The sequence below is a fragment of the Bacteroides finegoldii DSM 17565 genome, assembly GCF_000156195.1.
GTDB classification, from domain to species: domain Bacteria; phylum Bacteroidota; class Bacteroidia; order Bacteroidales; family Bacteroidaceae; genus Bacteroides; species Bacteroides finegoldii.
Genome location: NZ_GG688326.1, coordinates 122,218 through 145,858, shown reverse-complemented (window position 1 = coordinate 145,858; position 23,641 = coordinate 122,218). Strand labels below are relative to the sequence as shown.

Here is a 23,641-nt window from a genome sequence, read left to right as displayed (position 1 = left end):
ACAAAATGGAACAAGAACATCAGTTCATTGATTATATTGAGCAAAGTATCATCAAAAACTGGGACAGAGATGCCCTGACCGACTATAAAGGAATTACCCTCCAATATAAGGATGTAGCACGTAAAATTGCTAAATTTCACATTGTTTTGGAAAGTGCCGGAATCCAGCCGGGAGATAAAATAGCGGTTTGCGGACGTAACAGTGCTCATTGGGCAGTTACTTTCTTGGCCACCATCACTTATGGAGCTGTAATTGTTCCTATTTTGCATGAATTCAAAGCAGACAATATTCATAATATCGTCAACCATTCTGAAGCCAAACTACTTTTTGTAGGCGATCAAGCTTGGGAGAACCTGAATGAGGATGCAATGCCTTTATTAGAAGGTATTGCATCATTGGCAGATTTCTCCTCTTTAGTGTCGCGCAACGAAAAGCTCACATACGCTTTCGAACACCGGAATGCCATTTATGGACAACGTTATCCAAAGAACTTCCGTCCTGAACATATCTGTTACCGAAAAGACAGACCGGAAGAACTGGCAATCATCAATTATACATCCGGCACTACAGGGTATTCTAAAGGAGTAATGCTCCCCTATCGCAGTATCTGGTCAAATGTTGCCTACTGTTTTGAAATGCTTCCCGTTAAACCGGGAGATCATATCGTTTCCATGCTTCCTATGGGACATGTATTTGGAATGGTATACGACTTCCTATACGGATTCTCGGCAGGCGCACACATCTATTTCCTGACACGTATGCCGTCTCCTAAGATTATCTCCCAATCGTTTTCGGAGATAAAACCCAGAGTCATCTCCTGCGTACCATTGATTGTAGAAAAGATTATAAAAAAGGATATTCTTCCCAAAGTAGACAGCAAAATCGGTAAACTACTGCTTAAAGTACCCATCGTAAACGATAAGATCAAATCGTTGGCACGACAAGCTGCTATGGAGATATTCGGCGGTAATTTTGATGAAATCATCATCGGCGGCGCTCCTTTCAATGCTGAAGTAGAAGCCTTCCTCAAGAAAATAGGTTTCCCCTACACCATCGCTTACGGTATGACAGAATGTGGTCCGATCATTTGCTCCAGCCGCTGGGAAAACCTGAAACTTGCTTCGTGCGGGAAAGCGACGACGCGAATGGAAGTAAAAATCGATTCCCCGGACCCTAAGACTCATGCAGGAGAAATCATCTGTAAAGGAGCCAATCTTATGTTGGGCTATTATAAAAATCAAGAAGCTACTGCGCAAATCATTGACGTAAATGGCTGGTTGCATACAGGTGATCTCGGCACTATAGACGAAGAAGGGAATGTAACCGTTCGCGGACGTAGCAAAAACCTGCTTCTCACCTCCAGCGGACAGAATATCTATCCCGAAGAAATTGAAAGCAAGCTGAACAACATGCCGTATGTTGCCGAATCACTGATCGTCCTGCAACATGATAAGTTGGTAGCCTTGATCTACCCGGATTTCGACGATGCTTTCGCTCATGGATTGCAGCAGACGGATATTCAGAAAGTAATGGAGCAAAACCGTATTGAATTGAATCAACAGCTTCCTAACTATTCCCAAATAAGCAAGATTAAAATCCATTTTGAAGAATTTGAAAAGACTGCGAAAAAGTCAATCAAACGCTTTATGTATCAGGAAGCAAAAGGGTAATCAAGAACCTTTGACTAATTAAGAGTACATACTTATAACAAATAATAAGATAAGTATTCTCGCAAATAAAAACGGTGGACAGCCTCAACACTGTCCACCGTTTTTTTCTAACCTCTAACAAACTTTATTAAAGTGCGATAAATGAAATAGCCTGTCCGCCTCCGGCAGCCATTCGTATGTTCAACGTATTTTCAGAAGTAACCGTTTGTTCCGTTATCCGGTAATCCGTAGGATTTGATTTCCAATCCGCATTCTCTCCATCCGCATAGATGACAGCTTTATACTGTTTGCCCGGTTCCAGGAAATCCAGTTTTATTTCCAGTGTACGGGGTTTCTCGTTCGTTGCCGCTCCCAAGAAATAGTTACCTTTTGCTTTACGCACGATGGCTACAAATTCACCCGGTTCTCCTGCCAATGCTTTCGATTCGTCGCAATCCGGATCGAAATCGCGGAAGAACTGGAAAGCCGGATGTCCCTCATAATGTTCAATCATATCGGAAGCCATTTGCAAAGGGGAATACAAAATCACCCAGTTAGCAAGCTGTTTCGCCAATGTCGTGTTCACACGGCTGTTTCCTTTATCCTGATCGTTCCATTTCCGGCGACGGGGAGAATCCTTTGTCTGTAAAAACAAAATATCAAAAGTTCCAGGAGTGTAATCCATCGGACCGGATAACAGGCGGGTAAACGGCAACATCACATGATGGGAAGGAGGATTACCTTCGCTCCATGCATTCCATTCCATACCTCTTGCACCTTCACGAGTCATCATGTTAGGCCATGTACGGCGAATACCGGTATCTTTAATCGGCTCGTGTGCATCCACTGTCATTTTGTGACGGGCAGCTGCCTCCACCACTTTCTGATAATGATTAACCCCATACTGTCCATGGTGCGAAAGTCCATTCGGGAAAGCACCCGCATAACCGGTTTTCAGGATATGAATACCATGTTCTGTGTACCATTGCATGGCATGATCCATCTGACGTTCATAGTTGGGGATATTGCCTCCAGTCTCATGATGTCCGATGATTTCAACACCTTTCTCTTTGGCATAATGCACAATCTCGTCAATGTCAAAATCAGCATACGGTTTCGTAAAGTCAAAATTCTGCATACCACCCCAGCTTTCCCATCCTTCGTTCCATCCCTCAAACAAAACACCCTCTATATCATTGGCGGCAGCGAAATCAATATACTTCTTGGCATTGGCGGTAGTGGCTCCATGACGTTCGTCCATCTTCCAAGTCTCCACACCCAAATGCATTCCCCACCACACTCCGACATATTTCAAGGGACGAATCCAATCGGTAGTTTCCAGTACACAAGGTTCGTTCAGATTCAAAATCAAGGAAGAATTAATCAGCCCGACAGCTTCCGGAGCAATCTGGATGGTACGCCAGGAAGTAGTAAAATGATTGCCTTTACGCACTTTGATACCATCCGGCCAAGGAGTTAGCTCAGCTTTCAATGTATATCTTCCGGTCTGCTTCAAAGTCATTTCGGAGAAATCATACAAAGCCGCTTCATGAATACTGCCATAAATACCGTCCGCCGTTTTGAATGTGAAAGGAGTATTGGCAGTTTCCACTTCGGAAATAGGCTGTTGCTTATATAGTAATTCATAAGTCTCCGCACTGGCGGGAATTGACCATGAAGTTCCGTCCTGACGAAAACGAAAAGTTGTCAGTTCATCGGTTATCATCAACGAATCCACTGCGGGAACACTGTACTCATAACGGAACCCTACTCCATCATCAAACACACGGAAACGAAGTGTCAACTCCACCTGATCTTTATTGGTCAGGCTCACCGCCATCTCATTATAATGATCCCTGTTCTTTTTATTCTCTCCCCAAGCCTGTGTCCAAATCTCATCCTTATGATCGAAAGTCGTACTCTTTATCTGAAAGCCTTCTCCTAAAGCAACTCCATTCCCTTCTGTAAACCCCATTGCAGAGTTCTCAATCAATAGTGAATCGCCTACCGAGACATTATAAAACGGAGTACCGTTCTCATCCAGCGTGAAAGACATCTTAATATGGCCGTCCGGTGATTTGACTTCTGTTTTCGGACTGCTACACGCATAACATACCAGCATACACAGAAAAGCTCCGATTGCATAATTTATTTTCATAGCACTATATCTGTTATTTATATATAGTACAATTCAGAAGAGAAAAACACTTATATAATCAAGGTGAATTTCTTTCTAATAAGGAGAATCTCTTTCTTCGGTATGATTTCTATTCTTATTTATGCAACAGAATATCAGTTCCTGGAACAATCTTTCCCATCGACCACACACATCGCACATTCAGTTCCTTATCAAGAATCACAATATCAGCATCCTTACCCTTTGCCAACGTCCCTTTCCGGTCATCCACTCCGATCAAACGGGCAGGAGTCTCGGAAGCCATGCGCACGGCATCTTCCAAAGGTATGTTCGCTTTCTTCACCATAGTACGCACCAAGATATCCATCGTAGCCAAGCTACCGGCCAGTGCTGAATGGTCTGCCATCTTACACACTCCATCCTCTATTATGTAGCGTGGATCAATAGGCACAGTACCGTCACAAGCAGCATAAGCCAGAGCATCCGTGACAAGGCAAGTATTTTCTACCCCTTTCAATTTATAAACTAATTTCAAGATAGTAGCCGGCAAGTGTATGCCGTCCGCAATGACTTCCACCGTCATTCCTTCTGTCAGATATACACTTTCTACCGTACCTTCGTACTTATATTCACGACGTTTATGAAAACCCGGCATAGCATTATAGAAATGAGCGGCATGAGAGAATCCCACTGCATATGCAGCCTTTATCTCATCATATTCGGCTTCGGTATGAGTCACCGCCGTCATAATCCCCTTTGAACGGGTGTATCTGGCAAAATCATGCGCACCGGGCAACTCCGGGCTGATATCCCAACGTCTGATGCAAGACGTATGTTCCAGCAAAGGAATATATTCATTTTCATCCGGTGTTTTCAGAAATCCGTCATATTGTGTTCCCGCCATCTTCGGGTTCAGATAAGGCCCCTCGATATGCAGACCGAGAATCGGAGAGTCTTTCTCCTTCATCAGATTCTCGCATACATCGACCGCCTGATAAAGCCTTTCGAAGGAAGTAGACGACAAAGTAGGAAACATACCGGTAGCTCCATGTTTCAAGTGTGCCATAGTAGCAGCACGGAAAGCCTCCTCCGTCGTTTCCGTAAAATCATGACCACCACCTCCGTGCGCATGCATACTCACGAATCCCGGTACGATTGTCATCCCACGAGCATCAATCACCGTTGCACCGATAACCGCCAAATCACTGTTGGTCACCTCTAATATTTTTCCATCACAAATCAATACGGAACCGTCTTTCAACCATCCTTGCGGAGTCAATATCCGTCCGTTAATTATCTGAGTCAACATAGTCTTCTTATTTATAGGATTTAAAACAGTTTATTGGTTCCCTCTACCAATTGTCCCATTGCCCACACGGCTCTTACATTCAAGTCCTTGTCCAAAGCAATGATATCGGCATCCTTACCACGTTCGAGCGTGCCCTTACGATCCAGCACTCCCATGATACGGGCAGGCGTTTCAGAAATCATTCTAATCACATCCGCCAATGGGATTTCCGCTTTCTGCACCATCGTACGTATCAGACGATCCATCGTCGCCACACTTCCCGCCAAAGCGGAACGGTCGGCTAGTTTACAAACCCCGTCTTCGATAATGACACGGGGGTCAAAAGCCGTTTGACTGTCGCTCGCCGCACAAGCTAACGCATCCGTTATCAGACAAGTACGCTCCACTCCTTTGATCTTGTAAACAAGGCGCAGAATCGTCGGCGGCACGTGGATACCATCGGCCACTACTTCCACTGTCATATCGTCAATCAGATAAATACTCTCCACCGTACCTTCATATTTGTACTCTTTCCGTTTATGGAATCCCGGCATGGCATTATAGAAATGAGTAGCATGGGTATATCCGGCTTCGTATGCCGTCTGTATATCTTCAAACTCAGCCTGCGTATGACCTACTGAAGCCAGCACCCCTTTCGCCGTGATATATTTGCCGAACTGCATGGCTCCGGGAAGTTCCGGCGCAGCGTCCCAACGCTTGATGCAGTGTGTTTCCTCCAACAAGGGAATATATTCTTCCGGGTCCGGATCTTTGATATTCTCCGGAATCTGTCCGCCCGCCATTGCCATATTGAAATAATGGCCTTCAAGATGAAGTCCGAGTACAGGACTGTCCGGTTCCGCCATCATTTTCTCAGTGGTCTCCGCAGCAGCACGGATCATCGGAATGGTAGAAGAAGAAAGAGTAGGAAAAATACTGGTAGTACCATGCTGCATGTGGGCTTTGATTGCCGTACGGAAAGCGTCTTCCGTACCTTCCATAAAGTCTCTTCCACCGCCACCGTGAACGTGGATTTCCACGCCGCCCGGAACGATATACATTCCTTTGGCATCAATCAGTTTGGCTCCGATAATGGCAAGGTCACAATTGGTTACTTCCAGAATTTTATTGTCGCGAATAAGAACTGACCCATCCTTTAGCCAGCCTTGTGGTGTCAGGATGCGTGCATTAATGATTTGTGTTAACATATCATTTTTATTAAATTAATTATAGGTCTACATAAACCGATGACTCTCTTTCGGGGGGAAGTACATCGATTTTTCACTTGCAAAATTACGCTTTTCTATCCAAATTATTGATAAAATCGTCCGCTAAACATCCAATAAGGTACAAAAAAAGAGGTTACCAGTCTTATTGACCGACAACCTCTAAATTTATCTGGAGCGGAAAACGAGACTCGAACTCGCGACCCTAACCTTGGCAAGGTTATGCTCTACCAACTGAGCTATTTCCGCAAACTAAATTTCGTCATTCAGAAATCTGAAAGATTGGTGCCCAGAACAGGACTCGAACCTGCATGCCTCTCGACACACGCACCTGAAACGTGCGCGTCTACCAATTCCGCCACCTGGGCAAAACTTAGTTCCATCATTTCAAAGAAACAAGAGCGGAAAACGAGACTCGAACTCGCGACCCTAACCTTGGCAAGGTTATGCTCTACCAACTGAGCTATTTCCGCATTTTACTTTAACGAACCGTGAAGAGAAGGAGACTCGAACTCCCACGACATAACTGTCACTACCCCCTCAAAGTAGCGCGTCTACCAATTCCGCCACCTCTCCATAATTTTAAAGTTTAACCTTTGTGCCCAGAACAGGACTCGAACCTGCATGCCTCTCGACACACGCACCTGAAACGTGCGCGTCTACCAATTCCGCCACCTGGGCAAAGATTATTGTTCCAACATTTCAAAGAAACATGAGCGGAAAACGAGACTCGAACTCGCGACCCTAACCTTGGCAAGGTTATGCTCTACCAACTGAGCTATTTCCGCATTTTTTCGTTTGCGGTTGCAAAGGTAGGCATTTTCCGTAAACCTGCAAACATTCTGCACACTTTTTTCAAAGAAATCTGCTCACCTTGCACCCGATGCAAAACAATCAATTTGATTATCAACTCATTCGGTCACGATAATCTTCATAAGAAAATTGCTTGTATATTTCAGCTTTCCCCTCTTTGGTCCAGATAGCAATGGCAGGATGATGAATTCCGTTAAACATATTCGTTTTCACCATCGTATAGTGAATCATATCTTCAAACACGATACGCTCTCCGATTTGCAACTTGTGATCGAAACTCCACAGTCCCATATAGTCACCACTCAAACAGGAATTTCCTCCAAGACGATAGATGTATTTCCCCTCATTTCCCATCTCTGCACCACTCACGGCAGGCTGATATGGCATTTCCAGACAGTCCGGCATATGGCAGGTGAAACTGACGTTCAGAATAGCTGTCTTGATTCCACGACTTTCCACAATATCCACCACCTCGGAAGCCAGTACCCCTGTCTGCCAAGTAAAAGCCGATCCGGGTTCCAGAATTATCTGCAAGTGTGGATAACGCGTTCTCAATTCCTTCAACAGTTTTATCAAATGCTCAGTGTCATAATCTTTGCGTGTCATCAGATGTCCGCCCCCCAGATTCAACCATTTAATCTGCGGAAACCAACGGGAAAACTTGCTTTCCAGATGTTCCAATGTACGTTCCAGCTCATACGAGGAGGACTCGCAATGACAATGGCAATGAAAACCTTCAATTCCCTGCGGCAATGTTTCCGGCAGCAAGTCTGCCGTTATTCCAAAACGGGTACCTGGCGCACATGGATTATAAAGTTCTGTTTCCACTTCCGAGTATTCGGGATTTACACGAATACCACATGAGATACCGCTTCCTTCGGTAACCGTCATCGAATAGAAACGTTCGAATTGGGCCATCGAGTTGAATGTGATATGACTACTACAACGCATGATTTCAGGAAAATCCTGCTCCGTATAGGCAGGAGAATACGTATGTGCCTTGCTCCCGAACTCTTCCAGCGCCAAACGAGCTTCATACACCGAACTGGCTGTTGAATGACGTATGTATTCACGGAATATAGGAAAAGAACGCCACATGGCAAACGACTTGAAAGCAAGGATAATCTCCACTCCCGCCCTGTCGGCTACGCTTTTGATCAATGTAAGGTTCTTTCTTAAGAGTTCTTCTTCCATAATATAACAAGGAGAAGGGAACTGTGCAAAATCTATCATCATACTATTTAAATTTTATCTAAAATTCCAAAGTAACGCCTCAATGACGCGGATGCAAAAATACAAATTCAAAAGCAAAGAGAGATTGTTTTATTTTTAATTAAGATATTGCTTTTCGAGAACTTTTTCCTATTTTTAAGCCTTATATTATTTATAAGTAGTTGTATCATCCTAAATAACTGATTGAATATGAATAAAGATTTAAGAAAAGTAGTGATTCTGCTGGCACATCCCAACATTAAAGCCTCACAAGCGAACAAGGCATTAATTGACGCTGTCAGTGACATCGAGGGAGTAGCGGTTTTCAACCTTTACGAATTGTCGGAAGATATCGCTTTCAATGTCGACGAATGGAGTAAAATCATCTCCGACACTTCGGCCGTTATCTACCAGTTTCCTTTCTATTGGATGAGCGCACCGTCATTATTAAAAAAATGGCAGGACGAGGTTTTCACATTCTTATCCAAAACTCCGGCCGTTGCCGGAAAGCCATTGATGGTAGTGACAACTACCGGTTCGGAATACGAGGCCTATCGCAGTGGTGGACGAAACCGATTCACTACGGACGAACTTTTGCGCCCTTATCAGGGAAGTGCAATTCACTCGGGCATGGTATGGCAGACCCCCATTGTGATATATGGAATGGGAACCGCGGATGCGGGAAAGAACATTGCCGAAGGAGCGAACTTGTACAAACAAAGAGTAGAAATGCTTATTAACAGCAGTAATGCGGGAAATAATTGGTAAAAACAAAAGCGTAGCTTTATCCAGTCTAAAGCTATGCTTTAGCATACCTAAAGCACAGCTTTAGAGGAGGTAAAGCATAGCTTCTTCTTCAGTGTCAGTACGGGAAAAAAAACACTCCGACACTGACATTATCAACCCGCCAATAGTGCCTGCCGCCAACGGGAACCAGAATTCCTCCTTTTCCGCTCCTACCATAAAAGGAATAAATCCCAAAACGATAGAAGCAACTGTGAGGAAGATAGGTATTATCTTTGTATTCCATGCCTTCACATAGGTCCGTAACGGTGCAAGACACGGAAAACGCTTACGAACTGCATTATATTCATTCAATATATAAATGCTTGCATTCACCGTGATGCCACAAAGCAGGACAAAGGAAGCAAAACCTCCCTGGTCAAAATTCAGTTTGAACCAATAGAACGTCAGGAACACGCCAATATAAGATACCAGAATCACAAAAATAATAGCCAACGGCTGTTTCAACGAATTAAAAAGAATACTCGTAATAAAGAATAAGAGCCTTACTTATCATATTAGCTTTCAACGTATAAGAGAACCCGCTTTTCTGGTGTTCTTTGGTGAAATAGATATGGATAGATGCCTTACGGGCACTCTCTACGGACGCTTGAAACTGTTTGATTTCCTTAAATCCACTCAGATAGGTTTCCATCCGTTTTATCTGTGTATTCATCTGCTCAAGCGTGCTCCCATTCGGTAGATTCGCATTGGCGTGGAGCACCACTTCTTCATTGCGTGAGAAATAGCTCCCCTCATACACCTTTTGTATGAACAGCCGCAAGCTTCCGCCCAACGCCTTATCCACAATCGGTTTCACCTTTTCCTTATAAGTAGAAGTACCCAACGTTAAAAAAAAAATAGCGTAGTTCTCTTTAACTTTTTGAGTTTCAAAAGATAAGCGGAGCATAGAAAACAGACAGGTAACGATTTGGCGATGAAATAGGGTATGGAAAGGGCAGATTTCCCGTATATGCGTCTCTTTATTCCTGAACTATGGGTGTAAGTCACATGGTTATGGAAAGATATCCACCTTTTAATGGGGTGAGCTGCTGGTAAATATCTGATGGAAATGTCCCGTAAATCACAGGAGAATAGCCATACAACAGGCTTGTACACAATAATTATTGGATAAACGTGGTCCGCTCCTGCGGACAGCAGGGTGTGTTTTCGTTAAACGAAAACCGGACAGTTTAACGGCGGAAACGTCGCCAAACCGTATCCCCCCCCAAAAAAACTCCGGAGTCGCTTTTCCGTACTGGTATCAGAAAAGGAGCCGACAAATCACATAAAGAAGGAAAGTGAACAGTTTTCCAATATTTTAGTCAGAAATCATATCGGAAATTTTGAGCGATACATGTATTTTTGCAAAATAAACAGTACTCCTTGCTGCTTATCCGAAAACATTGCCTATCTTTGTAAAGTCGTGCAAACGACTGACATATATAGTTGATGTGTTTCGCTAACACCTTGTATTAGAAATCTGGTAAATTTCAAAATGGAAGCAGGGCTGAGCAGTAACACTTGTCACATGTATCCGTATGCGAATGACATGCGATATAGGTGTGGGGTACTGTTTTCATTTATTTGCTTCCGGGTTTTACCAGAACCTCTAATACAAATAAGTAAACCGGCTCCACACTTTCTTGTTAGATAGTGTGGCATTCAAGTCCGGTGGCGAAAATGGGGTCAGTCCGAAATGTTGATTTTCAATAATGGAATCCATGTGTGTTGGATAATTGTCGGATAATTGGTCATGAATGAATAGAAATCCGTAAAACTTATCAGCATTCATAAGAAACCATGTGTAGGATTTGGCTATTTTTACGCAGAAAAAACGGATAAGATTATGAAAAACGTAATTGCTATAATAAAAAACGCTTGGGGTGACAGTCTGCCACCGAAAGTCAAAACCGGCTTTATTCCCAACCCCTGTGATTGGGAGAAGAAAAATTATCTGACGAACCCCGGCTCTTACTACCGGCAAAAGGCATCGGTCGGATTCATAGCCATGAAAGGATGGCTTTTCACTATTTTGCGTTTGCCGAGCTGTACCTTTGCTAACCAAGCGTTTTCCTACTGTCCTTTTCTATTCTCTATCCTGAATAATCAGATTCTCGCAATATATAAATTATACAATTACTTTTGGAATGATATGAAGGTGTCTTATCCTGTAAAAGCTGCTATGAAAAAAATAGCATTCATAGCTTTGTTTGCAGGCATGGTATTGTCAACCGGAGCTCAAAATACAAACCGGATAACCGAAGAGGAGCCTGATATAAAGGTAACAAAGGATACGGTATGGAATATGGCTATTGAAAAGAAAGCGGCACCCAAGGTACAATTTCCCCAACCGGGAGACAAAATTGATGTACTGGATCCTATCGTGTACAGTTTATGCTATACCACCGCCTATGATAGGCTTGCCCGGAAATCCGTCAAGGTGAAAACTTACAGGAAAGAGTACGCTCCGTATATCCACGCCGGCTATGACTTTGGCGTAAAGCATTGGAAAGAAATCGTACTAAAAGACTATTCCTCGCTCTGGAAACAATTGAAGGACATTGCAGAGAGTACCGGAATGGAAAGGACCTGCTTCCGCAACGGAGCCCTTATGGGAGCATACTCAACAAATCCCTATCCGGAACTGGATTATATCGACGCCGCAATTTCCGATGTGCTGAAACAGGTAAGGAAGCATATCGCTTCTGAAAATGAGATGTCCCGGCATTATGACACCTTATCCGATAAATGGTTTTCTTTTTTCAATAAAGAGAAAGAACGCTATTACGACATCGCAAATCACAACAGACCTTATTTCCTGTGTCAAGAGCATGCCGACGATGCCCTTATTCTTCCAGAGTGGATAGATACCGTCACAGCAAGCAATGACATCACCCAAGCGGAAGCCCTGGCTTCGGCAATTGCAAAATTTGACTCCCCTGCCGTTCCGGACGGAATCCGCAAACTGAAAGACAACAGGAGGCTCACTCCTGATGAACGAAATGCATTGCTGGCACCTAACGATATGATTTCGTATGCAGTGGGAGTAGCACAGGCTGGCTGGATCATGGAATATAAATGGTTTATAGGAGAAGCCCACAGAGAGGAGTTTGATGCAATGCTACTTTCCCGTGGGAACAGTCCTGCCATCATGGCCGCTTTTGAAGACGGACTGAGGAGTGCCATGACTATAACAGAATGTTTTAAAAATGCGATTCTGTGTCAGGACTGCGACTCGATATGTCTTATGAACAAAGCCATCAAAGCAGAATTGAACAAAGCATACAGACAAGGCGTAGTTTATGGTTATGTCTTTATGAACGGAATGGATGCCGTCGAAATATACAGGGCCGGTGCCGAGTGGGATATTCCTGAAAAACAAACGGCCAGCGGATTGCGGCTTGATAAGGACCGGGTGCTTGAAGGTTTCAGGGATTATCTGGAGGGACATTTGAAAATGGGAGTCGAATATGCCCGGACACTGACCAAGGGACGCAATGCCATTGATTGGCATTTATATGAAAAAGACACGGAGACAATAGACCTGTCTGAAAACGGATTCCAGCCTGCCGTTCCGCTACATATCACGACAGGCACATCAAGCGAGTGGAGCGCCGAACTATCGCAGATGCTTACACTCCCACAAGAAGTTGCCGGGCAGAACATTACGGGCAAGGTGATGGCTACGGTGGTAATTGAGGCCGATGGTGCTGTCAGCAAAGTGGAAATTACAAGCTCGCCGCATCCGGTTTTGAGCGAAACCGTAACGGATTGCATCTACCGCATGAGGTTCATGTCGGCAAAATATGACGGAGAATGCGTCGCATCCGTCGCAGTTATTCCGATATCATTTTGATTATAAACACAATACCACCATTCATCATGAGAAGAATATTATCAACCGTCCTGCTTGCATGTCTCGTACTGGGAGCATGGGCACAAAACAAAAAGAAGATGACAGAAGAAGAGAAAAAAGAGGCCATGGAGCAACTTGAAGTGCTCTATCAGTTCGAGACTGGAGCGGCATTCGGCGAACTTGATTCATTGACAGAGAACCAAGAGTTCAAACAGGAGAGGCTCCCTTGGGAAAAATGGGCGGACAAATTCAAACACGAAAGCTTTAAAAAGAGCCTGTCAAGACTGTTCATGTGTTTTGACAAGGCATTCATAGAGCCGAACAAGGATTCTTCTATCTTTTTCAACCTCATGCTAAGAGGCAAAGAAGAAGATGTATCTTCATATTTCGGCGGTCGGCAAGGATCCGGCCTGTGGGAAAAGTATTATCACGAGGATGAGAACGGGAACTTCACGGGGTTCTGCAAAGAACTTTTCTTCGACCTGGAGACTGATTTGCAGCTTCATTTGACTGACAAGCAGGGTAAACCGGTCTATATACACCCGGAAGAAGACATCTATTTGCTTGAGGGCGGCGACTATGCCAAGAACAAAGACATGTTGAATATATGGTTCGGATTACAGATACCACTGACTGTTCCTTATCAGGAAATTGCAGGCGGACACATCTCCTTGTCTTTCTATATGCCTCAGGAATATGACCGCATCACAGTACCCATAAAGGATTTTGGAGACAAACCGGTGCAGGTGACTTGGGGCAGCAAGACTTTTTCCATAGAAAAGGTTGACAACAACGGCTTCATCATTTCCGCAGACGCAGAGACTCTCGACAAACTGAAAGGCATGAAGCGCCTTTATCACAGGGACGGGAACTGGTACGAGCCGTCCTCTTCAACATCTACAACAGGAGATTTGGACAAGATTCTGAAAAATAGTACAAGGAAAATCACGTTTGAAGAGTGGTTGAAAGAAGAAGGCATCGACCCGAACAACCTGGAAGAGACCTTGAAACACTTTATGGAAGATGAAGCTTCAGAGGAAAATGACGATACAGACGCTGCCGGAGTGATGGGAAAACACTACAGGACAGCCTTGCAGGGGGATAGTCTGTTGCTCTACATGCCGGACGAAAAGAGACGGAAAATTGCCGAGATAACTGTATTTGCCCCATCGGAAGGAGAAGCATCCCGGTTAATAATCAACCGCGAACGATGCAACGAACTTATCGAATGGTTGTGCACCGAAAAATCACCGGACAATAAAAAGCAGGCCGAACCGGAAGAGATGGAGGAAGTGGATTATTTCAGTCCTGATTTCCAGCCAGCCAAGCCCATCAACCCGCAGACAGGAATGCCAGACGAATGGAACATGGTCTTGGCACAATTGCTCAGGAAGCCGGAAGAGGCAGTCGAGCAAGGAATTACAGGAAGAATGATGGCGGAAATAACCATCGGGGCTGACGGCGTTGCCAGCAACGTAAAAATAAACGGAGACCCCCACCCACTATTGGAAAAAGCGGTCTGCGACTGCCTCTACGGCATAAAGTATGTCCCGGCGACATGGAAGGGAAAAGCTATCTCCTTTGTCGCTTCGCTTCCGGTCATCTTTAACTGAATGAAGCCATGGAAGGATATATCCTAATTGTACTACAGGTCCTGATAACCGGGCTGATTATCTGGAGAAGGAAGCAGGACTCCAAAGAGCCATTAGGCTGTCTGGCGGCAGGTTTTATTTTTATGATTGTATTTGCTCTGACCACTGTACTGTTCAGTCTGGGGCATCTTATCATCAATGAAGGACTATTTGCCAATATCTTTGCAAAGAGCAGAGGGCTGCTCACTGCCGCTTCTCCTGTGGAATGGCTGATGGCTGGATTTATCTGTTTGATAATGATACTGGTATCTGCCACCGTCTGCTCTTTGACAGGCTATGCTGTCACAGGCCGTCACCCCAAATTCTGCAAACTGATATGGAAAACACTGGCAGTAATCCTGCTGCTTCCCATCGTGGTATTGGGAATATTGGTTGCGGCATTTGGGTTTGCCTATATTATTTGTATGAGGTTTGCCTCACCCATGTTTGACGATATCGGTTGGGGCTGGATGCTTCTGCTCTTATTTTTCTGCGTGATGTGCCTGCTTGGATTTTCCGGATTCGTCGTTTACCTGTTGGAAATGAACAGCGAGAAATTGAAAGAATACGATGAAAAGGACAACAGACGTTCTTTCAGACCAGTCGATATGAATAATCATGAGAAAGGAGGCACTGTATGATACGAAAACTTATAATCTGTATAGCCGTTCTGGTGGGTTTCTGCCCGATGGCATGGGGAACGGTCGATGATGTACCCAACCCCAAGACATACAATGCGGATAATTGGGTATCCGACCCTGACCATATATTGGACAGTGAAACGAAGAATAAAATCAACGATATATTGCAACAACTGGAAGACTCCCTGACCATAGAAGTGGCAGTTGTAGCCTTGAACAGTATCGGAGGAGAGGAGCCGCATGAATTTGCTGTTACGCTGTTCAACCGGTGGGGTGTCGGCAAGGCGGAAGATGACAACGGACTGCTGATTCTGCTGACTCGGGATATTCGGGATATAACCTTCAAGACCGGGTACGGACTGGAAGGAGCATTGCCGGATGCCATTTGCAAAAGAATACAGATGGAAACCATGGTGCCGCATCTTCGGGAAAATGACTGGAATACAGGAATGATTGAAGGTGTCAAGGCGGTGGCGGAAGTTCTGTACGGAAGTAACTATCAGGCAGCACCACCGGAAGCATGGATAAAAAAGTTCCGGCGTACCACCCCTTCCCTGGTCTTTATCGTATTTGCCCTGATGCTGATACTTATAAACTGGCTTGTATGGAAATCGGCGGTACACAGGATGACGCCCAAAGACGAAGGGACGGAAGCCACTCTGACCTTGCTGGCGACCCGAAAACCCTTTACTGTACGCACCCTGCTCGGACTGTGCTGGCTGGTACCGGTGTGGCCCGCCATTCTGGGTATTGCCTGCTGGTATTTCGGCATCCAGAAACAAAAGACCCTCAGGCGCAGCCGGACATGCCCGAAATGCAACCGGGAAACCCTCCGGGAGATTCCTTTGCACGAGTTGGTAAAGGATACGAAACGGCTGACTGAAAGCGAACGCAAAGAAACAGAACTGAAGACGGCATACATCCGCATCTACCGGTGCTCCGCTTGCAGCGAAGAGGTGAAAATCCGGATACCGCTTAAAAAGGACGGCTATGAATGCTGCCCCTCCTGCGGGCAAATGACGCTGCACAAGAAAGAAAAATATCGGACTATTATTAAAGCCACCACTTTATCAGAAGGACTGATGGAGGCTCGCCATCGATGTATGCATTGCGATGCCGAATACATGGTAGGCTATACAATACCGAAAATCAACACCTCTTCCAGACGTTCGGGAGGCTCAGGCGGTGGCGGAGGCGGCAGTTTCGGAGGAGGATCGTCCGGAGGCGGAGGTTCATCCAGCCGTTTCTAATACAGTATATCAATATTAACAAAAACATGCAAATCATGAAAACTATTTTTATCATGGGAATCTTGAGTTTCTTTTGCGGCATCAGTGCCGCACAGCCTCAATACTGGGGTGAGGGTGCATACGATTTGGAAAATGTGGAGTTCGGAATGAAGGTGGACAAGTATTATTCCAAGGCAAAGCCATATGACGGGGATTATGACGAATCATTCCGCTATTTCATGAAGGAAGAAGTGAAATGTAAAACCCAGGAAGGCAAAAAGGCGGTTATTCAGGAATACAGCTCGGTAGAAACAAACTATGGAGAGGTTCTTGCCCGCTTCGGGAACTTTGAATTCCCGTATACCGGCATGCTGGCGGACAAATCAGGAAAACTGATCGGCATTCTAGCACAGGGAAGGCTGGACGGAGCGGCAAATGTAGATTCCCTGCTATATGCCATTGCAGGAAAGTACGGCCCCCAATGCTTTGTCACAGAAGAGTATTTCGGACATCGGAATTATGGATGGCATGTGAATGACCGGACTATCCAACTATATGTACGCAAGCCGAATCCGGAGCACAAGGATGCCGTGATTTATCTTGAAGAGAACGAAAAGGGAGAACGGAAAATTGTTGGCGGAGGCAGCCAACCTCATACCTGGTATGAAGTGTGCCTAATGGTGACAAAAACGAAATATGATTCGTTCATCGACTGCATCAGCGTCGGTAACTGGTGCAATTTCAATGATCTCTCATCAGATGTCCGAAGCATGGAAATCAATCCGGCAGCAGGCATATACGACACCGGCGAGCTATTTACAGAGGAAGACCTTGTCCCGGACACCGCCAAGGGATATATGAACATCCCGGACGGAGAACTTCCCAAGTTCAAGGAAGGACCGTCCGCGAAATTCCCGGATTTCAGGCTTGCCGTGCGCCATTGGATGGCCTATAATGCCGGCCTCGGAAACCAGGGAAATGCCGAAGGGAATGTAAGTGTATCCTTCACAGTGGGAAAGGACGGCAAAGCGAAGGATGCCAAGGTGGAAAACCGGGAGAGCACATCGTCCGAATTGGAAGTTGCAGCACTATATACCATCCAACGGCTTCCCGAATTTATACCTGCCACCCAAAACGGAAAACCCGTAGCATTCCGCATGACGGTGGCCCTCAGGTTTGAAAACCGATAAATTTTCTCTGCTATGGACAAAAGCTTTTCAATAAGCGGTTATCTCCTTTCACGCCTGCAACCGGACGATCCCCAGGAAGCACGTTTGCGTGTGCTTTGTGTGACCATATCCAAGGATATGCCGGAGGAGAGAAGAGAGCGGCAACTGCGTCCCTTTGCATCGGACATGGAATTCATGAATATGATTGCCGGATGGATGAACGGGCTTCCCGAAGCAATTAGCCATGAACAGCCGGACTTTGAGAGATGGCTGGAGCTGTTCATGACTGCCGGTGAAGCAGAATCCACCCGCTATGTCATGCGTTTGCAAATATGGTACACGCATTATTGCTGCGTAAAAGAGTTACTGACTTTATGCCGATTGCTACAAAGGCATCGTGAAGAACATCTGGAAGCCATCTATCACAGAATGCTCTACTACTTCCGCGAAGCGAGAATACAATGCGGAATGCCTTCCACTTCCGAACCGACAGAAGGCATTGAGGTATCATTCAAACTGCTCGACGCCTCCTACGAACATATCAACCGTAAAATCATTTTGCAAGCGGAAGAACTGCTCGGTATCCATACCGACCATTCTTTCATTCAGAAAGTGATGGAATGCCATAATGAAGCGAAGACAGCAGAAGAATTGGCGGAACTATGCGGAGCAAACAGCACCGTTACCTTCCGTCGGACATTCCTGAGATTGTTTAACTGTCCGGTAGCCCAGTGGCTTCGGCAAAAACGTGCCGAGCAGGTGCTGAAACTGTTGAGGACTACACACCTTCCCTTACCGGAGATTGCCGAAGAATGTGGATTTGCGAACCAGTCTTACCTGTCTGATTTCTGCAAGCGGAATCTCGGTGATACACCGGTAAATATCCGAAGAAACAGGAGCTGACCATTTATTATAAAATGAACGAATATGAAAATTAAAACACTTATCATCATTGGATTGACAGCATTTTTATGCTTATCCGGTGCAACAGCCCATGCACAATCAGACAAACAGATTATCAACATGGATAACCCGGACTATGACATCGATGTGGAACGTTTATGTTCTCCATATATTGATTTCGATAATCCCAAAGAGACCAGCAAAGAAGTAAACTATCACTATGTGAAATACACACAAAACATGAACGTTTCTTTTTCTGAGAGATATCCGATTTTAATACATTATATAAGTATGGATAGTCTCGTTACCAAGAAAAACACATTCCGGTGAAAAAAATCCATCTATAAGCATACTAAATAATCATTTTCTATATTTGCTGTATTACAAATAGATAACAAGCCATTAAAAAAACATGCCTATGGAACAACAAACAATAACCGGTTCGGGACTCTATATCCTTATAGCTGTCCAGCTGCTGTTCTCCATGCTGATACTGTTGCGGATACGCCAGTACCGCAAAAAGCCGACAGGCTGCCTGCCGTCCGTTCTCGTCATCCTCTCCACAGCAGTCTTCACCTCTGTGCTGTATTACATATGGCAAATCGTGTGTGATGAGAACAGCCGTTGGACAGACCTCGGCGGAATGCTTGCCGCAGGATCCTGGCAGGAGTGGGTGGCATGGGCATTTTTCGGACTGTTCGTTGTGCTGTTCACCGCTGCAGGCTGCTCCCTCTTCGGGTTTGCCCTCACCGGTCATCACCCCAAGTTCTGCAAAGAAATGTGGCGGAGCCTCATAGGAATGATGCTCATCCCATTCCTCACACTCGCCCTGCTGGCTGCATCCATGCTGTGCATCAGCCTTTCAGGGATGACACTTTTCACTTGGCTGTTTTCCGAAGCAGCGTTCAGCGACGTGGCGATGCTGGTACTGAGTGCCGCCCTATTCACCTTCGGATATATAGGACTTCTGGCCTTCCTGTTCAAGTTCAACGGCAGTAAGCTGGACGCATACATTTTAGAAGACATAGAGCGTTCTTACAGACGCATCGAAGAAACCAACGAGAAAGGAGGCAAACAATGACCACACTACCTTTTCTTATATTGGGAAGCCTTTCCCTTCTTCTCCTCAACTGGCTGACGTGGAAAGGATTGAAAAATTACCTGCAGCCCAAAGGCAAGACGGCAGCCACTGCTTTGGAACAGCAACTCACGGAGCAGGCATTTGCCTGGCGCACCCTCATCGGCCTGCTGTGGCTGGTTCCCGTATGGCCTGCCATTGCAGCTGTGATGCTATGGTACAGACTGAGATTACGCAAGCAGATACTCAGCCAGAGCCGCACTTGCCCGAAATGCGGAAAAGAGACCCTCCGCAAGATGTCGGCACAGGAGATAAAGAAAGACGCCCGGCTCTTCACCCCACAGGAACGAATGGAACTCAATCTGCAGACCGTCTGCATCCATGTGTACACCTGCACCGCCTGCGGAGAAAAGGTGAAAGTGCGCATCCCTCTTGCGACAGGTCTCTATGAATATTGTCCGGATTGCCATGGTATCACCTTACATCGGAAAGAAGCATACACTGTGGTGGAATCTCCTACTGAATTCTCCGAAGGACTGAAGGAAGCGCGTCATGAATGTAAATACTGCGGTGCTAAATACATCGTAGGGCATAAGATTCACCGTACACATACATCTTCCTGTCACAACTCTTTTGATTTTTGAACAATACCCTTACAGCCTGTTTCCGGCAAACCATGAAACTATACGCAGATATGATGAACAAGCATCCATTCCTCCCCGCTCCGGCAGCCGTTGCCCTATGGTTCGGACTGCTTTGCCTGTCCGCACTCAGCTCCTGTACAGGATGCAGTTACAACCACGAAAAGGCGATGGGAAGCATAGATAACATTCTGGGCAAAGTAGATGCCCTGATGGCCAAGACAGACAGTTTTTTGGAAGAACATCTGCCGGAAGAACCGCCTATAGACTACGAAAAAGAGGGAGTGAACAGGGAACACCTGTTTGTATTTACAGATACGACAATGACCTACAACGGCAAGCCGTTCATGCCGAGAATGACAATAGGAGAACAGTGTGAGATATTCGGACATTACGAACGTCTTGCGGAACCCGGAATATTTATATGGGATTCTTTGGGAATCATTATGGTATCACACGATGAAAGCGGAAAAGACAGTGTCCCTGTAAGCAGAATAATGATTAACTGGAATATAGAATTAGATGATTTTCTATCCGAAGAAAACCTAAAATGGCTAAAGAACCGCTGCCCACGTCAGTATTTTACGGGTAAAATGATTGTCGGAGGAGCAGTTTTGGGCAAAGGTATGCACATTGATAATTTTCTGAAAAAAACAAATCTGAAATTCAATAACAATCCGTTCCCTCTGCTTTACTATTGTCATCTGCATGACTGGGATTACACCAAAGCGCCTATACACAGCAGAGAAAAATATTATACCTATAGAATCAGGAAGTCTGAAGACGGTAATGATATTGAAAACTTTGATATTGCCATTAACTCACGAGGTTTTGGTGACCCTCCGTACGAAGGTCCTGAATATGAAAAGTATATAAATGTAGAAAACGAATAATATACATAATATGAAATCAATGATTATTGCGCTTCTCGTTGCTACATTAAGTCTCAACGGCTATGCACAAACAGATACAAAAAAATAGAATAATAAAAACGAATTTGAATATGAAACTGAAAACACTTTTAATTCTTGTATTAATAACTTTGCCAGGAATGTTCAATAGTTTCAAAGCCCAATTTGTCTATTCAAATAAGTATAATAATTTTGTTATGGCTGCTTATAATGAAGAAATCTTCGACAGACAATACCGCGACTTGGAGAGCAGGATAATTACCTATGATTTGTCTGAAAAGCTGATGTTTTTATCTTCATTTTCGCCGTGTGCAGTCAGGAGTAAGATAGACACGTTGTATTATAAAAATGACACCATATCTCAAGAACTCATAATCAGAAAAATTGATGACAGAAGAATATATTTTGCCTTGTCCTCGCAAAAGATTCACCAAAAGCAAAAAGAAAAATGTGAAGGTTACGCTTCTATATCTGATTATATTGACCTTGCTTCAGAAACAGATTTCGCTGAGGATGGGTCGTTGTATCCAGTCATTGAATATTGGTGTGAAGATTTCCCTTTGTCAATGTCAATAAGAATCAGTCATGATTATAGTATAGCGACAATTTCATTCGCAAAAGAACTGTCTTTACCGTTTATTTATCCTCTAAAGAAAGGAAAATATATAAGATGAAAAATATTCTTGCCATACTGGTAGCTCTTCTGCAACTCCTACTGTCTGATGTGATAATTCAAATCGTATTTGGTTCTTCACTTTTGTGGGAGACATCAGGCTCTGCCGGATCAGACATAATACTGTTCGTTATAGAAGCATATATGGGAGGTCTGTTTTTGCTGACAAACTTATTCATATTGTATGAAAGCAAAATTATAAGTACCATTCTGATACTTTGGCTATGGGGGCTGCTTATGCTTATCGTATTAAGCGCGTCTATCCTGCTGGCATTTATTCCAGGATATGCTATCGGAATTTTTATTGAATATAGAGTTAAACGAAAAATATAGGATTATATTGCTGTAATTCAATGTAATTTGATGCCTTTATCCGGTAAATTATCAAGAAATAACACTAAATAACATAGCGTATGAACAACAAGATTTTAACATTAGGACTGTTATCACTGGCTTTCGAAGTGTCTGGATGTAAGAATACAAGCAGACAAGCCCTTCTGTTGCAAAATGTCGGATTTCCTGTTCATAGAATCCATCGTAATCCCGGACAATACGGTATTGACCGACTGTTTTCTATGCGACAGTGAAACGGATGAAGTAAAATATATCAATTGAATTAACGAAATGATAAAAGCCGGTTCATTAATACTGATATATTTTGAAAATTCCTCAGAAAATAAAACGAACTAAAACAGGCACAACCATGAAATTCGGAAATAATAAAAACAGACAACATCGCAAGAATATCATAGGAGATACCGAGTGTCAGGAAACCGAAATGAGAAAAGGGAAATGGCATAAAAGAAAGTGTTGGACTATAATATTGGGGAGTGCTTTCTTATGGCCACTAACTACTTTTTTTATAGTGTTCTTTAATCAACATAGAGACGTTACATTTACTAATCTGGCACTTGGATTGTTAGCCATTAATATAGTATTTTGTCTGTGTTATTATATAGGACTAAGAGCTATTTGGAATCTTTACCCTAAAATATCTTTGAATAATAAAGAAACATTGAAAAATGTAACCTTACCATATCATTGGAAAGATTTACTTGGTGACAGATTCAAATTTGACAGAATTGATAACAAGCAAATTGTCATTAATAATGATGGAATAGCAGTAAGAGTCTTTTTTTTACTAATTTTCCTTGTCCCGTTCTTAGCTCTTTTATATTGGGGAGTAATCACTCCATCAGAAATTACATCTGAAAGTTACGTTAATGCATTATTATTCCTTGAACCTTTATTCTTTATAATAGTTATTGGACTAAAAGCTTTTTTACAGCCTTGGAGACGAATAGTTTTTGACCGTGATTCCAAAACAATCACTATACCCGGTCGTTTCATGTTTCAAAAAAAAGAAACACTACCTTATGAACAGGTTGTAATCACACTATTTAGTAATCATCATGCGAAGACTTTCAATGGAAAAGGAGAAGAAGAAATAGTAATAGCCAACCCTCAACGTACATTAGGCAGAATACCTTTAGGGATTGCAGGTGGTATAAACGCCGCCAGACAATTCGCACGCTTCATCCAACTATATATGGAGGAGGAAGAAGTGCAGAGCATACCGGAGTTTGAGGAATACAGTCATATTATAGAATCATAAAAAAGAGTCAAACATTATCAACCTTACTTGTAGAATAGAACAATTTTCATATATTTGTAAAGTTGTGTAAAACAGAAACTTTAAGAGCGTGTTGACTAATACCTTGTATTAGAAATCTGGTAAATTTCAAAGGAAGTAAGGAGAAAAAAGGCAACACTTGTGGCTTATACATTATATAGGCCA

At 43.9% G+C, this 23,641-nt stretch carries 20 protein-coding genes, 6 tRNA genes and 1 pseudogene; 16 read left to right on the top strand and 11 right to left on the bottom strand.

Translation table 11 applies throughout. The features are described 5' to 3' along the window. Positions 1-5 precede the first annotated feature (5 nt). Positions 6-1,670, top strand: coding sequence for a long-chain fatty acid--CoA ligase (locus BACFIN_RS06905; RefSeq protein ID WP_007760871.1), 1,665 nt, complete (start codon positions 6-8; stop codon positions 1,668-1,670). 127 nt (positions 1,671-1,797) lie between these two features. On the opposite strand, the gene BACFIN_RS06910 is transcribed toward BACFIN_RS06905, so the two are convergent. From BACFIN_RS06910 to nspC, 10 genes are all read right to left on the bottom strand, one after another. Then, positions 1,798-3,807 carry a glycoside hydrolase family 97 protein gene (locus tag BACFIN_RS06910; protein ID WP_007755168.1) on the bottom strand — a complete coding sequence of 670 codons (2,010 nt, stop codon included), beginning with the start codon at positions 3,805-3,807 and terminating at the stop codon, positions 1,798-1,800. A gap of 115 nt (positions 3,808-3,922) precedes the next feature. Next, positions 3,923-5,095, bottom strand: a complete 1,173-nt coding sequence (nagA, locus tag BACFIN_RS06915; protein ID WP_007755164.1) for an N-acetylglucosamine-6-phosphate deacetylase — start codon at positions 5,093-5,095, stop codon at positions 3,923-3,925. Positions 5,096-5,115: 20 nt separating this feature from the next. Beyond that, positions 5,116-6,282: an N-acetylglucosamine-6-phosphate deacetylase gene (gene nagA / locus BACFIN_RS06920; RefSeq protein ID WP_007755161.1), complete on the bottom strand. Its 1,167-nt coding sequence runs from the start codon at positions 6,280-6,282 to the stop codon at positions 5,116-5,118. Positions 6,283-6,473: 191 nt separating this feature from the next. Continuing rightward, positions 6,474-6,549, bottom strand: a tRNA-Gly gene (locus tag BACFIN_RS06925). A gap of 34 nt (positions 6,550-6,583) precedes the next feature. Continuing rightward, positions 6,584-6,668: transfer RNA gene (locus BACFIN_RS06930), tRNA-Leu, on the bottom strand. A 32-nt stretch (positions 6,669-6,700) separates the two neighbouring features. Then, positions 6,701-6,773: transfer RNA gene (locus BACFIN_RS06935), tRNA-Gly, on the bottom strand. A 19-nt stretch (positions 6,774-6,792) separates the two neighbouring features. Continuing rightward, positions 6,793-6,876, bottom strand: a tRNA-Leu gene (locus tag BACFIN_RS06940). 23 nt (positions 6,877-6,899) lie between these two features. Further along, positions 6,900-6,981 (bottom strand) — tRNA-Leu (locus BACFIN_RS06945). A gap of 34 nt (positions 6,982-7,015) precedes the next feature. Continuing rightward, positions 7,016-7,088: transfer RNA gene (locus BACFIN_RS06950), tRNA-Gly, on the bottom strand. 118 nt (positions 7,089-7,206) lie between these two features. After that, positions 7,207-8,346 (bottom strand): carboxynorspermidine decarboxylase, encoded by a 1,140-nt coding sequence (gene nspC / locus BACFIN_RS06955; RefSeq protein WP_032839749.1) that lies wholly within the window; start codon positions 8,344-8,346, stop codon positions 7,207-7,209. 189 nt (positions 8,347-8,535) lie between these two features. Between nspC and BACFIN_RS06960 the strand changes: the two genes are divergently transcribed. Beyond that, positions 8,536-9,093 carry an NAD(P)H-dependent oxidoreductase gene (locus tag BACFIN_RS06960; protein ID WP_007755155.1) on the top strand — a complete coding sequence of 186 codons (558 nt, stop codon included), beginning with the start codon at positions 8,536-8,538 and terminating at the stop codon, positions 9,091-9,093. A 60-nt stretch (positions 9,094-9,153) separates the two neighbouring features. On the opposite strand, the pseudogene BACFIN_RS21860 reads toward BACFIN_RS06960, so the two are convergent. Then, a pseudogene (locus BACFIN_RS21860) lies at positions 9,154-10,027 on the bottom strand (efflux RND transporter permease subunit). 930 nt (positions 10,028-10,957) lie between these two features. Here BACFIN_RS21860 and BACFIN_RS06975 point away from each other — a divergent pair. The 14 genes from BACFIN_RS06975 to BACFIN_RS07030 all read left to right on the top strand — a co-directional run bounded on the left by BACFIN_RS06975 (position 10,958) and on the right by BACFIN_RS07030 (position 23,458). After that, positions 10,958-12,967 (top strand): energy transducer TonB, encoded by a 2,010-nt coding sequence (locus tag BACFIN_RS06975; protein ID WP_007755143.1) that lies wholly within the window; start codon positions 10,958-10,960, stop codon positions 12,965-12,967. A 26-nt stretch (positions 12,968-12,993) separates the two neighbouring features. Next, entirely contained in the window at positions 12,994-14,580 is a 1,587-nt protein-coding gene (locus BACFIN_RS06980; protein ID WP_007755141.1) for an energy transducer TonB, read from the top strand. An 8-nt stretch (positions 14,581-14,588) separates the two neighbouring features. After that, on the top strand, positions 14,589-15,239 hold the full coding sequence (locus BACFIN_RS06985; RefSeq protein ID WP_007755139.1) for a hypothetical protein: 651 nt from the start codon (positions 14,589-14,591) through the stop codon (positions 15,237-15,239). Next, positions 15,236-16,489 carry a TPM domain-containing protein gene (locus BACFIN_RS06990; RefSeq protein WP_007755137.1) on the top strand — a complete coding sequence of 418 codons (1,254 nt, stop codon included), beginning with the start codon at positions 15,236-15,238 and terminating at the stop codon, positions 16,487-16,489. The genes BACFIN_RS06985 and BACFIN_RS06990 overlap by 4 nt, the downstream gene beginning before the upstream one ends. Before the next feature lie 35 nt (positions 16,490-16,524). After that, positions 16,525-17,658, top strand: a complete 1,134-nt coding sequence (locus BACFIN_RS06995) for an energy transducer TonB (protein ID WP_230325642.1) — start codon at positions 16,525-16,527, stop codon at positions 17,656-17,658. A gap of 12 nt (positions 17,659-17,670) precedes the next feature. Continuing rightward, positions 17,671-18,540 carry a helix-turn-helix domain-containing protein gene (locus tag BACFIN_RS07000; protein ID WP_007755132.1) on the top strand — a complete coding sequence of 290 codons (870 nt, stop codon included), beginning with the start codon at positions 17,671-17,673 and terminating at the stop codon, positions 18,538-18,540. 24 nt (positions 18,541-18,564) lie between these two features. Beyond that, positions 18,565-18,870: a hypothetical protein gene (locus BACFIN_RS07005; RefSeq protein ID WP_007755129.1), complete on the top strand. Its 306-nt coding sequence runs from the start codon at positions 18,565-18,567 to the stop codon at positions 18,868-18,870. Between the two features lie 88 nt (positions 18,871-18,958). Continuing rightward, positions 18,959-19,621, top strand: a complete 663-nt coding sequence (locus BACFIN_RS07010) for a hypothetical protein (RefSeq protein ID WP_229091157.1) — start codon at positions 18,959-18,961, stop codon at positions 19,619-19,621. Beyond that, on the top strand, positions 19,618-20,262 hold the full coding sequence (locus tag BACFIN_RS07015) for a hypothetical protein (RefSeq protein WP_007755124.1): 645 nt from the start codon (positions 19,618-19,620) through the stop codon (positions 20,260-20,262). Before BACFIN_RS07010 ends, BACFIN_RS07015 begins: the two co-directional genes overlap by 4 nt. Positions 20,263-20,315: 53 nt before the next feature. Beyond that, positions 20,316-21,152, top strand: a complete 837-nt coding sequence (locus tag BACFIN_RS07020; protein ID WP_232281657.1) for a DUF7738 domain-containing protein — start codon at positions 20,316-20,318, stop codon at positions 21,150-21,152. Between the two features lie 110 nt (positions 21,153-21,262). After that, positions 21,263-21,844: a hypothetical protein gene (locus tag BACFIN_RS21850; protein ID WP_148326697.1), complete on the top strand. Its 582-nt coding sequence runs from the start codon at positions 21,263-21,265 to the stop codon at positions 21,842-21,844. Further along, positions 21,841-22,176, top strand: coding sequence for a hypothetical protein (locus BACFIN_RS07025; protein ID WP_007755119.1), 336 nt, complete (start codon positions 21,841-21,843; stop codon positions 22,174-22,176). Before BACFIN_RS21850 ends, BACFIN_RS07025 begins: the two co-directional genes overlap by 4 nt. Positions 22,177-22,256: 80 nt before the next feature. After that, on the top strand, positions 22,257-22,430 hold the full coding sequence (locus BACFIN_RS22690; protein ID WP_022275275.1) for a hypothetical protein: 174 nt from the start codon (positions 22,257-22,259) through the stop codon (positions 22,428-22,430). A 116-nt stretch (positions 22,431-22,546) separates the two neighbouring features. Then, entirely contained in the window at positions 22,547-23,458 is a 912-nt protein-coding gene (locus BACFIN_RS07030; protein WP_007755117.1) for a hypothetical protein, read from the top strand. The last annotated feature ends 183 nt before the right edge of the window (positions 23,459-23,641 follow it).